Source organism: Diaphorobacter sp. HDW4A (assembly GCF_011305995.1).
Classification (GTDB): Bacteria; Pseudomonadota; Gammaproteobacteria; order Burkholderiales; family Burkholderiaceae_C; genus Diaphorobacter_A.
Genome location: NZ_CP049910.1, coordinates 5,973,904 through 5,987,779 on the forward strand (window position 1 = coordinate 5,973,904; position 13,876 = coordinate 5,987,779).

9 protein-coding genes are annotated in these 13,876 nt (G+C 62.4%); 1 reads left to right on the plus strand and 8 read right to left on the minus strand.

Features of this window, described 5'->3' with window-relative positions; translation table 11 throughout:
* Position 1: 1 nt before the first annotated feature.
* A complete protein-coding gene (locus tag G7047_RS27210; protein WP_166311421.1) occupies positions 2 to 3,715 on the plus strand; it encodes a DUF5979 domain-containing protein in 3,714 nt (1,237 codons plus the stop codon).
* Between the two features lie 154 nt (positions 3,716 to 3,869).
* Here G7047_RS27210 and G7047_RS27215 read toward each other — a convergent pair whose 3' ends face one another.
* The 8 genes from G7047_RS27215 to G7047_RS27250 form a co-directional block, all read right to left on the minus strand.
* Complete coding sequence (locus tag G7047_RS27215; RefSeq protein ID WP_166311422.1) at positions 3,870 to 5,192, minus strand: O-acetylhomoserine aminocarboxypropyltransferase/cysteine synthase family protein; 1,323 nt, start codon at positions 5,190 to 5,192, stop codon at positions 3,870 to 3,872.
* Between the two features lie 20 nt (positions 5,193 to 5,212).
* Positions 5,213 to 5,731: a CoA-binding protein gene (locus G7047_RS27220; RefSeq protein ID WP_166311423.1), complete on the minus strand. Its 519-nt coding sequence runs from the start codon at positions 5,729 to 5,731 to the stop codon at positions 5,213 to 5,215.
* A gap of 91 nt (positions 5,732 to 5,822) precedes the next feature.
* Positions 5,823 to 6,449 (minus strand): thioredoxin family protein, encoded by a 627-nt coding sequence (locus tag G7047_RS27225; RefSeq protein ID WP_166311424.1) that lies wholly within the window; start codon positions 6,447 to 6,449, stop codon positions 5,823 to 5,825.
* Between the two features lie 105 nt (positions 6,450 to 6,554).
* Positions 6,555 to 7,772: a GGDEF domain-containing protein gene (locus G7047_RS27230; protein WP_166311425.1), complete on the minus strand. Its 1,218-nt coding sequence runs from the start codon at positions 7,770 to 7,772 to the stop codon at positions 6,555 to 6,557.
* Between the two features lie 145 nt (positions 7,773 to 7,917).
* A complete protein-coding gene (locus G7047_RS27235) occupies positions 7,918 to 9,102 on the minus strand; it encodes a GGDEF domain-containing protein (protein WP_166311426.1) in 1,185 nt (394 codons plus the stop codon).
* A gap of 26 nt (positions 9,103 to 9,128) precedes the next feature.
* Complete coding sequence (gene nhaA, locus G7047_RS27240; protein WP_166311427.1) at positions 9,129 to 10,433, minus strand: Na+/H+ antiporter NhaA; 1,305 nt, start codon at positions 10,431 to 10,433, stop codon at positions 9,129 to 9,131.
* A gap of 204 nt (positions 10,434 to 10,637) precedes the next feature.
* Positions 10,638 to 11,165, minus strand: coding sequence for a hypothetical protein (locus G7047_RS27245; RefSeq protein WP_166311428.1), 528 nt, complete (start codon positions 11,163 to 11,165; stop codon positions 10,638 to 10,640).
* Positions 11,166 to 11,388: 223 nt separating this feature from the next.
* Complete coding sequence (locus G7047_RS27250; RefSeq protein WP_166311429.1) at positions 11,389 to 13,629, minus strand: protein-disulfide reductase DsbD; 2,241 nt, start codon at positions 13,627 to 13,629, stop codon at positions 11,389 to 11,391.
* Between the last annotated feature and the right edge of the window lie 247 nt (positions 13,630 to 13,876).

Here is a 13,876-nt window from a genome sequence, read left to right on the forward strand (position 1 = left end):
TATGAGATTCGGCAGGTGTTGGGTAGTTTGTGAGCGCTGGAATGCCAGCATCTGGCGGCTTCTCCTCTTGGGGGTTTTGCTGCTGGCGGGCAACGCGCATGCGCAGGGCTCGGTCACGGTAACCGCACCCAATGCTGCGGTGGGCGGGGATGTGATCACCATTCCTGTGTCGATGAGTTCGCTCACGACGGCCTTGGGCTCCAGCACGTTCAGTATTACGGTGGACACCAGCTTGATGCAGCTTTCCGTGACTTGCAATGTGGCCGCCAGCTCGCCAGGCGCCTGCGCCCAGGTCTCAGGCCTCACGGTGAATGGCAACGTCATCAACGGGAACATCAACGATCTGGCACAAAGTCAAGTGGTGGTGGTTTCCGTGACGGGGCAAGTGCCGACCAAAGTGGACGTCACCGATTATCCCAATCCCGGCACCATCGCGACCGTGGCGAGTCTCACGCTCGCAGGAGGGGCCACTTCGTCGTCCCACGGCAATACCACGGTCACTTATCTGCCCTACGACATCGCCATCACGTCCAGAATTCTTTCGCCGATCACGACGTTCGCATTCGATACCGATGAAATCGTGATCGAGAACACCTACGTCAACAACGGTCCGGGTCCCGCGCATGGCGCCTTCATTCGTGGAGAACTGTATACGCGCGATACCGTCAACATGGGCTACTCGCCCTGGACTTTGGTTGGACTGCAGATTGACTGCGCGTCCAGCAATGGGGCGCAGTGCCCGGCGGCTCCGATTCAGCTGGGCGGCGACACCTGGTACGGGCAAACCGGTATCTATCAGGACCGGGTCCCCGTGATGCCAACGGGTGGCTCGGTGGTGGTCACCATGCGCTTCAAGATCGCCAAGCCTTCAGTCACGCAAACCTGCGGTGCTTCGTACCAAGGGGTGATCAAAGGTATTGTCTCGGTGGGCTCCCGCTATTCGGCCGGATCCATGTCTGACTACAGCAATGAACAACTCTCCACAGCGAGCGTGCAGTTGCCTCCCTGTCCTTTGACGGATCTGTCGGTGGAGATCACGCAGGCACCGCCATTGGTGCTGGCATTGAATACACCTTATGCCTACGAAATCGTGTTCAGAAACAATGGGCCGCTCGACACGCCGGCCCAGTTGAACCCACTTTTTGCCAATCACATCATTGATCCAAGCGTTCAGGTCACTTCGTCAGGTTGGCAATGCATTTCGGGTGGCAGTAACTGCCCGGACGCGAACAATAGGGTGGCCAATTTTCCTGCGGGAACCGAGATTCGCATGAGGATCAACGTCTCTCTGGCTCAGGTAAGCACGCCCCGTTGCGGCCCCGACACGTGGTTTGGGCGACTGTTCGTCATGCCGGATATCTATCCCAATGGCGTTGATCCGGGTTCTGGCCTGGCGATGGTTGACTCCGACCTTGGCAATAACAGCACGAGATCGGAAGACTCGAATCTGAACCTGCCACGGCCAGCGTGTCCCACGCGTGATCTGGAAAGCAGAATCGATTCCATGCCTGCGGCGGTGAAGTTTGGTGAACCCTATGTGGTGCGCTTCACCTACACCAACCATGGTGCGGATGACCTCGTATGGACAGGGAGCTCCCAGGGCCCGGCGCAGGTGCAATTCTTTTTCAATCGCAACGGCAATACCCCTGTGCGCTTTGCGAGCGCGAATATGACATGCGTCGCCAGCAACAATGCGACCTGCCCGACACTGAGTGTGCCTGCCAATTTCCAGCAGCCATTCGAAGCGAATTGGATAGCCCCGAATCTTGGAGATGCCTTTGGCATGAGCAATCCGTTCACCATTCCGGTGAATGGGTCGTTGACTTATGAGTTCACGCTGCTGCCCATTGGATACCCGCCGCAATGCCCCAATGGCGCGCAAACGCGTATGGAGATCACGACCTCTATTGCAAGCCACGATTCATACTTGGAGCCTGCCAATGATCCTCACCCCAACGACGCGATAGCGTCAACTGACAAATCGCCAGTCTGTGAAGACCTCACGGTCAACAAGCAGCTGACGGTCAATGGTACGCAGTCGAATTCGGTGGATGTGAATGCGCCGCTGTCGTTCAGCCTCACCGCTACCGCTCCGGCCGTCGATCAAGGCGGCAGGGATGTGACGAGCGTGATGATCGAAGATGTGCTGCCAGCAGGCTTCGTGTTCGACCCGGCAACGCCCGGCCAGTTCGCATGCACGCGTGTGCCGGCTGGCGATGTCGTCACGCAGTGCGCCACGTTCGGCAATGGCATCACCTGGGACGCCGCAACGCGGTCGCTGAAGATCAATACATCCGTTCTGAAAGCGGGATCGGCGGTGAGTTATGTCATCCTCGGTCGAGCGGCGGCCCAGGCAGGAGTGTGGTCCAACACGGCTACATTGACGCTGGACGATGTGGAGTTCTATGACCAGAACAAAGGATCGAACACTTCCAATGTGGAGTTCACCATCAATGGTCGCGAACCGACGGTGCTCAAGTCCACGAGTGATTCTGTGATCTCCGCAGCGGGCGCGAACGTGCGTTACAACATCGTGGTGAGCAATCCGGCCAACGGTGACGCGATCACCTTGGGGCGTCTGACTGATGCTCTGCCAACCGGTTTCGTGCTGGTCTCCAGCAGCGTTCCGGTGGTCACCGGCGGTGGATCCTTCGACAGTGCTCAGCTCCCTCAGGCAGGTGACACCACCTTGAATTGGGGCGCGTTCATGCTGTCGGCAGGCGGCTCTATCAGTGTTGATTTTGTAGTGCGCAGCAATCCTGCGCTCAAGTGCGGCCCCGACGTAATCAACAACTCCGCCGCCTTCCGCTACAACACCGCGTCAGGTGCGGCGAGCGTGGCCTACGATGGTGCTGCGCCGGGCCACCCACGGGACGACGTGACCTTCCCGTGTGTGCCCAGCACCACGGGCAACTTGAGCGCAGCGATGGTGATCTCGGGTGAACCTTTGCCCTCCGGATTCGCGCCGGAGGCGGGGATGTTTGCGTTGTGCACCGATCCAGCCAGCAGCACTCAGAGTCGCTATCCGGCCACTGGCTTTGCGACCATGACCAGCGCTTTGTCGGCGCAGCTCGACGCCTTGCCGGTTGATGCGGTGTGCGTGGTGCAACTCGATCCCGCCAAACCGATTACCGCCGCGCCTGTTGGCTACCGCTGGAATAGCACGACACCCGTGATTGCGCCCGCTACGCTCACCATCGTGAGTGGTCAGACCGTGGCGAGCACATTCACGTGGACGCTCGAGCGTGATGTGGCCGACTTGCTTGTGAACTTCACCGTTGCGGGGGCACCCGGTGGTTACTCCGGATCTGTGGGGGTGTATGCCCTGTGTGACCTGCCTGCCGCAGGCACCCGTTATCCCGCCAGCGGAGTGGTGCTTATCAACGCACAGGCAAATGGCATTGTGAGTGGTGTTCCCGTGGGCGCGAAATGCGCGATCAACCTCGATGGCGCTCCGCTTCCTGTTGCAGCTTCGGGTTACCGGTGGAGCAGTGTCCTGCCCACGGTGAGTCAGCCGGGCGTCACGTTGTCAACCGGTGCAACGGCCTCGATCCATTGGGCCATGGCGGTCTCCACCGATGGCAACGGCTCCGGTGAGACACCCGTTCCAGTCCCCGTGAACCAATGGCAGGCGCTTGCAATCCTTTCGCTGATGATGCTGGCGTGGACCGGATGGCGACAGCGCACGCGACGCGGCGCATCAGCCGCCCGCTGACCCGCAGACAGCGTGGGTAACCCCAAGCCCGCAGGCGCGATGAGCGCCGCGGGCTTTGTTCATTTTGGTGACATCGGTTGAGAGAGTCGAGCTGGGTGTCTGATGCCTGTTGTGCTTGCTCAACCTTCCGTTGGCAGTGCTCTGGTGGTTTGGTTCAGCGCTGCGATCGCGTGAGTGCCTGATCAATGTCCCAGAGGATATCGTCCACCTCCTCGATGCCGACCGAGAGGCGGACCATGTCGGGCGACACACCGGCCTTTCGCAGCTCCTCCTGGGTGAGCTGCCGATGCGTCGTCGAGGCCGGATGAATCACCAGCGTTTTCGCGTCGCCAATGTTGGCGAGGTGGCTCAGGAACTCGCAAGCGTCGATGAATTTTTCGCCCGTCGCCGCGCCGCCCTTTACGCCAAAGGTGAGGATGCCGGACGCGCCCGGTTGTCCATCCACGCAGCGGAATTGCTTCTTCGCGAGATCGAAATACGGCGAGTTTTCGAGGCCTGGGTAGTTCACCCATTCCACGAGCGGATGCTGCTGCAGATGGCGTGCCACGGCCAGCGCATTGCGGCAGTGCTCGCGCATGCGCAGATGCAGCGTTTCCGCGCCCTGCAGCAATTGCCAGGCGTTCATTGGCGAGAGCACGCCGCCGAAGGTGCGGTTGACCTCCATGCGTGCCTTCATGGTGTAGCCGAAGTCGCCAAACGTTTCGTAGAACTTCACCCCGTGGTAGGCGCGGCTGGGCTCCACCATCTCGGGGAATTTGCCGTTGTCCCACGGAAATTTGCCGCCCTCGACGATCACGCCGCCCATGGTTGTGCCGTGGCCGCCGATGTACTTGGTGGCACTGTGCACCACGATGTCGGCGCCGAACGCGAGCGGGTTGCACAGGTAGGGGCTGGCGACGGTGTTGTCGATCACGAGCGGCACGCCGTGCGCGTGGGCGACTTCGGCAATTGCCGCGATGTCGATCACGTTGACGAGCGGGTTGCCGATGGTTTCGGCGTAGACGGCGCGCGTGTTGGGCTGCATCGCACGCGTGAAATTGTCGGGATCGGCGGGATCTACGAACGTGGTCGTGATGCCCATGCGCGCAAAGCCCACGCCGAGCTGGCCGACCGTTCCGCCATACAGCGTGCTGGCCGCGACGATATGGTCGCCGTTCTTCAGAATTGCCAGCAGCGCCGCCATCTGCGCGGCCATGCCGCTTGCGCAGGCCATGGCTGCGCGGCCGTTCTCGAGGCTGGCGATGCGCTCTTCAAACACCGCGACCGTGGGGTTGCTGATGCGGCTGTAGACGTTGCCAAAGGTCTGCAGATTGAACAGGCTCGATGCGTGCTCGGCGTTGTCGAAGACGAAGCTGGTGGTCTGGTGGATCGGCGTGGCGCGTGCGCCGGTCACGGGGTCGGGCTGCGCACCGGCATGGATGGCGCGCGTGCCGAAACCGAACTCGCGATCACCATTTTTTTGTGTGGAATCTGTCATGGGAGATGGGCTGTGCTATTTCAATACGGCAACTGCTGCAGGCGCTTGGCGGAGATGACCTTGGTGTTCACTCCCATCCAACCGAGGCCGCCGAAAAGGCGCGCGTGTTCGATCTTCACACAGCGGTTCTGTATCACCTGCAGACCTGCGGCTTCGACCTTCGCTCCCGTGGCATCGCCCGCGAACACGCCGAGTTGCAGCCACAGGCATTTCGCACCGATGGCGATGGCTTCATCGGCGATTGGAGGAATGTCCTCGCTCTTGCGGAAGCAGTCGACCATGTCGATGTGCACACCGTCCTGCTTCAGCGCGGCGGCGGCTTCGGTCACGCTGGTCCAGGCCTTCTCGCCAAGGACTTCGCCGCCTTCTTTGGCGACCAGTGGGTTCACGGGAATGATGCGGTAGCCGTGCGCCTGCATGTACTTGGCGGCGAAGTGGCTGGGGCGGTGCCATTGCGGCGACAGGCCTACCACGGCGATGGTGCGGCACTGCGTGAGAATCTCGCGCAGCGTGCTGACGGTGTCGGGTGTTTGAAGCATGATGGACCGAGTGTATGGCTCCGGCGTAGGCGCGGACATCCGGACGGTTACGGATGCGACAGTCCGTACCCGACAAAGGCTGAAGCGCCTTTCAGTCCTTGTATTTGATGCTGCACCCGTAGGGCTTGGTCGACGCCTGCGCGATGGGTCTGCTCGCCTTGATGTCGGTGAGCGCGGCCTTCACATAGTTCATGGCCTTGTCGATGTCTTCCTTGCGTGCCGAAGGAATGCTGTCGATGCCGCCCGCATACACCAGCGTGCCTTGTGGATTGATGATGTACATGTGCGGCGTGGTGCGCGCGCCGTAGGCCTTGCCGACAATGCCATCCTGATCCATGAGAATGGCGCTGGGCATGCCCTTATGGTCGGCATTGATCCACTGGGCGAGCTTGGAGGGCTCAAGATAATCGCCGCTGGCCGTCTCGGTTGAGTTAATGGCGAGCCAGACAATACCTTGCTCCTTGGCGAGCTTTTGCGTGGACGGCATGTTGCCGCTCTCGTAGTGCTTGCGCACGAATGGGCAGCCAGGGTTGGTCCATTCCAGCACCACATATTGGCCCTTGAAATCGGCGAGTTTCACGGGTTTTCCGTTGGTGCTTGCGAGTGTGAATTCCGGAGCCTTCTGGCCGACGGAGGCACTGGCGAATGCAGTCAGCGCGGTGGCGAATGCGAGCCACGTGGCGGACGCGATGAGGCTGCGGCGGCACAAGACGGGCATGGTTTGACTCCTGTGTTGAGCGTTGCGTTGCTGGCAATATAGCTCCGCGCTGCAAACCATCGTACGCCGTGGCGGATTGGCGCGGCCCTTCGCGCGGAGTGCAACTCAGGCCACGGCCACCAGCGCAGGCGTGGCACCTTTGGAGGATGCCGAGATCACCACTCGATCGCGGCCGCTGCGTTTGGCGCGGTACATCGCCGCATCAGCGGCTTCCACCATGGGCTCCCAGTGTGCTCCAAGCACCGGCACGTCCGAGAAGATACCCACACTCACGGTGACGTTCAGTTTTTCCCCGGACGGCAGTACGAGTGGTGTGTTGCGGATCGCCCGGCACATGCGCTGTGCGGCGATCAGGGCCTCGTGCGGAAGCGTGTCCGGCAGCACCAGCACGAACTCCTCACCACCGTAGCGCGAGACTACGTCCTTGCCGCGTGACTGCTGCTGCAGCACGCGCGCCACGAGCTGGATCACCTGGTCTCCCGCCAAGTGGCCGAATTTGTCGTTGACCCGCTTGAAGTGATCGATGTCCATGATCATCACAGACAGCGGCTTCTCGTTGCGCGCGGCGATGTTCATGGCTTTGGTCATGTCGCGGATCAGGGCGGTGCGGTTGTTCAATTGCGTGAGCGGGTCGAGCATGGCCTTGTGCTGTTCTAGTGCCGCCTGCCGGTCGCGCAACATGATGAGAAAGCCGATCGAGGTCACTACCAGCTTGAGAAACAGCACCAGACACAGCGCCCACATGGCGATCAGGCTGGCGAGCGGCATGTCCGCACTCACGCCGGGCGAGGGCCTGTCCTTTACGAAAACCAGCGGCACGATGGACAGAATCTGGCCGTAGACCGATGCGGTCACCAGCGTCCAGCCGATGCCGGGCGTGCTCGGGCGCATGCGATAGAGCACCTGAAGTGTGGAGAACGTCTGCAGCACGGTGATGACGGTCTGCATGCGGTTGAAGCCGGGCAGGTCCTTGGGCACATAGAGCGCTGCAAGAAACAGCGAGCCTGCTATGGGCAGCACTATCGTTGCCCAGTCGCGCGGCCAGTGGGTGCTCTGGCGAAAGCGCTGCAGTGCAATGGTGAATGCCGCAATCGCGACGCTGATGAGGATCTTGGCAGTGACCTGTAATGCCATGATGCCCAGCTTGCTCTGCAAGGCAAAGCAGGTGTAGGCCACGCCGCACATCAGCGTGCTCAGAACGGCCTGCGACATGCCCTGCCGCCAATGCTGGCGGCCAAGGATCCACATCACCCACGACACGGTGAACGCGGCCAGCGCGGTCATGCCGAAGGCGGTGAGAAAGTCGGGCCGGAAGGAGTTCATCTGCAACAATTTGTTTGTCAATGCAGTTTAACTTTGAACTGTAAAACTGCCTATGCCATTGGCACTTTGCAACGTGGAAACGATTGCAAAGTGCGTATTCGCCAGCAAATGCGCGTTCAGGCGACGGCGAGCGCGGCGTGCAGGACTATGGGGTGACGGAGATCTCCACGCGGTCTCGGCCCTTGCGCTTGGCGTGGTACATGGCGGCGTCGGCGGCCTCGATCAGTGGTTCCCAGCCGACGCCCTGCGGCGGCACGCCCGCATGCACGCCGACGCTCACGGTGATATGCAGCTCCTTGCCCGAGGCCAGTTTGAGCGGCGTGTTGCGGATGGCATTGCACAGGCGAATCGCCATGTTTTGGGCCTCGTGGGGATCGGTGTTGGGCAGCACCAGCACGAACTCCTCACCACCGTAGCGTGAGACCACGTCACGCTCGCGCGATTGCTGCTGCAGGATGCGTGCGACGAGCTGGATGACCTGATCGCCCGCGAGGTGTCCGAACTTGTCGTTGAAGCGCTTGAAGTGATCGATGTCCATGATCATCACCGACAGTGGCCTCTCGCTGCGCGCAGCGGCGTCCAGAGCCTTGGTCATGTCGCGCACCAGCGCAGCACGGTTGGGCAGTTGGGTGAGCGGATCGAGCAGTGCCTTGTGACGCTCGAGCGCCGTTTGCCGGTCGCGCAGCATGATCAGAAAGCCGATGAAAGTGACGACCAAATTGAGAAATAGCATCAGGCTCACGCCCCACATCGCGAGCAAAGCTCCGATGGGAGCATCGTTGCCGAACGAGGGCGAAGGCCGATGGCTGGAAAACACCAGTGGCACAAGCGACACGATCTGCACGCAGGTCGCCACAGTCACCAACACCCAGCCGAGGCCGGGCGTGTTGGCGCGCATGCGAAACAGCACACTCAGCGCATAGGCAGTCTGCAGCACGGTGACGACGGTCTGGGTGCGATTGAACATGCCCGTATCGGCGGACAGCGAGATGATGGCAAGAATGGACGACGCAAGCAGTGGCGCGATGATGGTGATGCTGTCGCGCTTCCAGTCCGTGCTCTGCCGAAAGCGCTGAAGTGCGATAGTGAATGCGGCAGTCGCCGCAGTGATGAGGGTCTTGGATGTGACTTGCAGCTCGATCATCCCCAGTTTGCTTTGCAGCGCAAAGAAGATGTACGCGAAGCCGAGCAGCACCGTACTCAAGACCGCTTGAGACATTCCCTGGCGCCAGTATTGGCGGCCCAGAATCCACATCACCCACGACACGGTCCAAGCGGCGAGAGCCGTCATTCCGAATGCGGTGAGGAAGTCTGGCGTGAGTGCGTGCATGGGGACCAAATGAGCGGTAATTCTATCTAGGGCGTCACGGGGTCTTTGCGCAACTCCTGTGAAGCATTGTCAGAGTGCGGCTCGGAGATTGGCGCTTTGCGCTTCAAGTGAAAACCCCAGAGCAGGCCTGCAATGGCCGCACCGGCCGAGCCGAGCAGCACACCGAGTTTGGCTTTGTTCAGCAGGGCCGCGTCGCTGAAGGCGAGCGTGCCGATGAAGATCGACATGGTGAAGCCGATGCCTGCGAGTAGCCCCGCCAGCAGCAGATGCGCCCAGCCCATGCCCGCAGGCAGCGCACACAACCGCAGGCGCACGGCAAGCCAGCTCACCAGCAGCACGCCGATGGGCTTGCCCAGCAGCAGTGCGAGCGCCACCGCGAGCATCAGGGGCTGGCTGGCGGAGGATGCTGCATCCACCGCACCGCCCTGCAGCGTTACCCCCGCATTGGCCAGCGCGAACAGCGGCATGATCCCGAACGTCACCCACGGATGCAGCGACGCGGCCACGCGCTCGACGGGCGCAGCGCTTTCGCGCCCTGCAAGCATATGCACCGGCGTGATGAGGCCGAGCAGCACGCCCGCAAGCGTCGGGTGGGCCCCCGTCTGCCAGATGCCCCACCAGAGCAATGCGCCGGGCAGCACATAGCTCCACGCGCGGCGAATTCCCAGCGCTTGCAGTCCATAGACCCCAAGCAGACCGACGGCTGCGAACAGCAGCATGCTCCACTGCAGACCGCCCGAATAGAACAGCGCGATGATGAGCACGGCGACGAGGTCGTCGATGATGGCAAGCGTCAGCAGAAACACGCGCAGCGCGGGCGGCAGGCCGTGTCCGAGCAGTGCCAGCACGCCGACCGCGAAGGCAATGTCGGTGGCGGTAGGAATGGCCCAGCCGTTGCTGAAACTGCCCGCAGGCACGAGGGCCAGATAGAGCAGCGCCGGCACGGCCACACCGCCGAGCGCGGCGAGCATGGGCAGCAGCGCCTGGCGGGGATCGGCGAGCGCGCCGTTGTGCAGTTCGCGCCGGATTTCCATGCCGACGATGAGAAAGAACACCGTCATCAGCACGTCGTTGACCCAGAAGTGCAGGCTCTGGGAGAACTGCAGACTGCCGAGAGCGATGCCGAAGTCCGCATGCCAGAGCGCGTGGTAAGAATCCTGGGTGGGCGAGTTCGCCCAGAGGAGTGCTGCCGCAGCGGCCACAAGCAGCACTACGCCGCCAGCGGCGTCGGAATGCATGATGCGGGCGAGTTGTGCCGCGATGCGGTCGGTGACGGAGAGAAAGACGGGCGCGCGCGAAGCCGCAGGCCCGCGAGAGAAATGCTGGGTCATGACAGGGGCAGGTCCGATCCACGGACTTGCGCCGTGGATTGCAATGTGCGCTGGCGGCCCGACCAGCGCTGAACAAACCTGCCCCGACGCACCATTGCGCCAAGGGCACCCGGTCACTATTGTAAAGGATGCAGGGGGCTCCTGGTGTGCAATCCCCTGCGATCTCTATTGCAATTGTCGGCAATGCGCGCGATCAGGTGCCCATCAGGCCGCATGCGCCGGTTTGTCCGAGATGCACTGTGCAAACAGTCCCACCGACGAGAAGCCCACCACGAACACCGCGAACACATAGGCAGCGGTCGCCAGACCCAGGCTGGTGCTGAAGCCCCAGCGCATGGCACTGCAGGCGAGTTCGGCGTTGGGGTAGAGCACATCACAACGGCCAGCCGAGGGCATGTGTACATACCAAGTGATGGCGATGAACATCAGCACCAGCACGAAGAAGCCGTTGCGCATGCGGTGGTGCGGTGACTGGTGCAGCATGAACAGCAGCATCAGCGGAATCGTCGCGCCCCAGACGAACATCATCATCCAGCTGAAGATAGGAACATTGACGAGCAGCTGCTGCAGCCAGGCCATCTTGGGCATGGCATCGACGGCACCCAAAACATCCCACACGAAGGGCAGCACAAAGCCTGCCACCGCCAGACTGGCCAGTGCAATCGCCAGCAGCAGGTTGCGGCTGCGCTGCGAGGGATGTCGAATCGGATTGTGCGATGAAGTTGCAAGCATGGCCCATCTCCTGTGCGCTACAGGGCGGGCAGTGGCCACTCATGTCAGGGTGCACCTGTGGTGTGACTCATCCGAAGGTTGACGCGGCCGCTGCGACGCCGTGTGTGGAATGGATGCAAGGCCCCTCGGACGGCTTCAGTCTAGAACTTTGTCAACTGGAGCGCTTGTAGGCCAAATGCTCTCGGTGCAGGGGTTAACCCGAGGTGCGCCGAGGCACCTGGCATCACAGCGCGGCGAGTGCCGATTGCACCTCGCTCTTGCTGAGCAGCTCGGTCAGCACCACGGGTGGTTTGCCGGGCGCATAGAGCACATAGACCGGCACGCCGCTGCGGCCCAGCTCGCGCAGCGCGGCGGTGATCTGCGGGTCGCGGCGGGTCCAGTCGGCGCGCAGCAGCGCGACCTTCTTGTCGGCGAAACCGCGGATCACGTCGGCATCGGCGAGCGTGGTGGTCTTGTTGTACTGGCAGGTCACGCACCATGCGGCGGTGAAGTCCACGAACACCGGCTGGCCTTGCGCGACGAGCTGCTCGGGCAAGCCGCTCTGCCATGCGCGCCAGGCATTCGCATCGCCCGTTTCGGCAGCCACGGCCGAGGGCTCCGGCAGCATCTGCGTGACGCGCGGTGCCCACGACCAGAGCATCGCGGCCAGCACCAGCAGCGAGATCGGCGCGAGGATTCGGCGGCTCGCTCCCTGGAGCGAGCAGAGCGCCCAGATCACCATCGCCAACGCCACCAGCAGGCCCAGCAACGCGGCTGCACCGTTGATGCCGCTTTGCTGGCCCAGCACCCAGACCAGCCAGACGACGGTCGCGAACATCGGGAAGGCCATGAAGCGACGCAGTGTATCCATCCACGCACCCGGACGTGGCATAGCGCGCGCGACGGCTGGAATCCAGCTTGCCAGTAGATACGGCAGCGCCAGACCCAGACCCAGCGCCGCAAAGATCGTCAGCGCTTGAAACGCGGGCAGAGTGGCCGTCAACCCCAGCGACGCCCCCATGAACGGCGCGGTGCAGGGCGATGCGACCGCCACGGCCAGCACGCCGGTGAGGAACGAGTCGGCCACCGGATGGCGCGCCTGCAGGCTTGCAACCGAAGACGGCAGCAGGCTGCGGAACTCGAACATGCCCGCGAGGTTCAGACCAATGAGGGTGAACAGCGCGGCGAGCGCCGCCACCACGCCAGGCGACTGCAGCTGAAAGCCCCAGCCCACGGCCTCGCCCGCCGCACGCAGGCCGAGCATCAGGCCGCCCAGCGCGAGGAAGGACAGAATCACGCCAGCCGTGTAGGCCACCCCACTCACGCGATGCGCACGGCGGTCCTGCGAATGCTGGGCAAAGCCGACCACCTTGATGGCCAGCACCGGAAACACGCAGGGCATGAGATTGAGGATCAGCCCGCCGAGCAGTGCACCGAACAGCGCGGCCAGCCATATGCCAGCGGGTGCTGGGGTGACGGCAGTTGGAGTCGCTGAGAATGCAATCGATGAATCGCTTCCCAACTGCGCATTCGCCTTGAGCGCGGCTTCGAGCGCCGGGGTGACTGTCGCCGCCGCAGCGGTCTTCGGCCAGCCGCCGTTCACCGGCAATTCAGCGCGCCAGCCCTGGCCGTCGCTCGCCAGCACGATGGGCATGGGCGAGGGGCTTTCGCTGCGCTGCTTGGACAGCGGCACGCGCGCGCTCCACACATCGCCGTCCCATTGCTGCTGAATCTCGGCGGCGGTCTCGATCACCGCCTCGGTTTCGGGAAAGAAGGCCAGCGTCTTGCCCTTGAGCGTGCCGGGCAGGCCGGCTACGCGCACATTGATCGCGTCGCCGTCGCCGTTGACCTTCACGGAGCCCTTGGCATTGGCGTCGGCCGAAAGATTTTGGGGATGTGCCTTGGCGGCGGCCTCGAAGGCTGCGGAACTCAGCGCCGTCGTGCCCTGCACCGGCACCTGCAGCGTGAACGTGCCTTCTTCGGGGATGCATTCCTTGCGGCAGACCAGCCAGGTGGCGCTCACCTGAAAGGTCGCCTCCTTGGCAAGCGGGCCGGGGTTGAAGGTGCTGGCCACCGTCATCGGCACTGGCAGAAGCACCGTGCCCTCGTAGCCGTAGTTGGCGAGCGTGCCCAGTGGAATCTTGTGCGGCACTGGCCAGGCGATTTCACCGGCGTCGATGCCCTCGGGCAGCTTCCATTCGATCTGCGTGGGCAGGCCCGAGTCGCCGGGATTCTTCCAGTAGGTATGCCATTCGGGCTGGTGGGTGATCTGCAGACCTAGCCACAGCGGCTTGCCGGGGCCGATGCCGTCGGGTGCCTGTGCGATCAGTTCGGCCTGCACATGGGGCGTGGTCACCGTGCTGCTGCCCAGAGCGCCACCGCTGCTGGATTTCAACTGTATCTGTGCGGACACGCCAAAGGAAATGGCTCCGGCAGCTACGAAAAGAAGAGTGGGCAGCCAGCGCTGCGTGCGTTTGAATAACATGACCTTGGATGTGAGCCTGCGGCCCGGCTTAGGTTCCCTGATTGGAGAGGTGCTCGGCGCTCGACGGTGCGATTGTCGCGGCCAGATGCTGCCATGTTAGTGGTTTATACCAAGTGGCAGATGCTGCGATGCAACAATCCCGTTGCCTCCACAGAGTGAGAGGCAATTCGTATCACCATCTCATACGCGTCGCGAATGCTTGCATTGCGTTTTGCAATTGGACTTTGCCTCGGCGCGCTGGCAATGA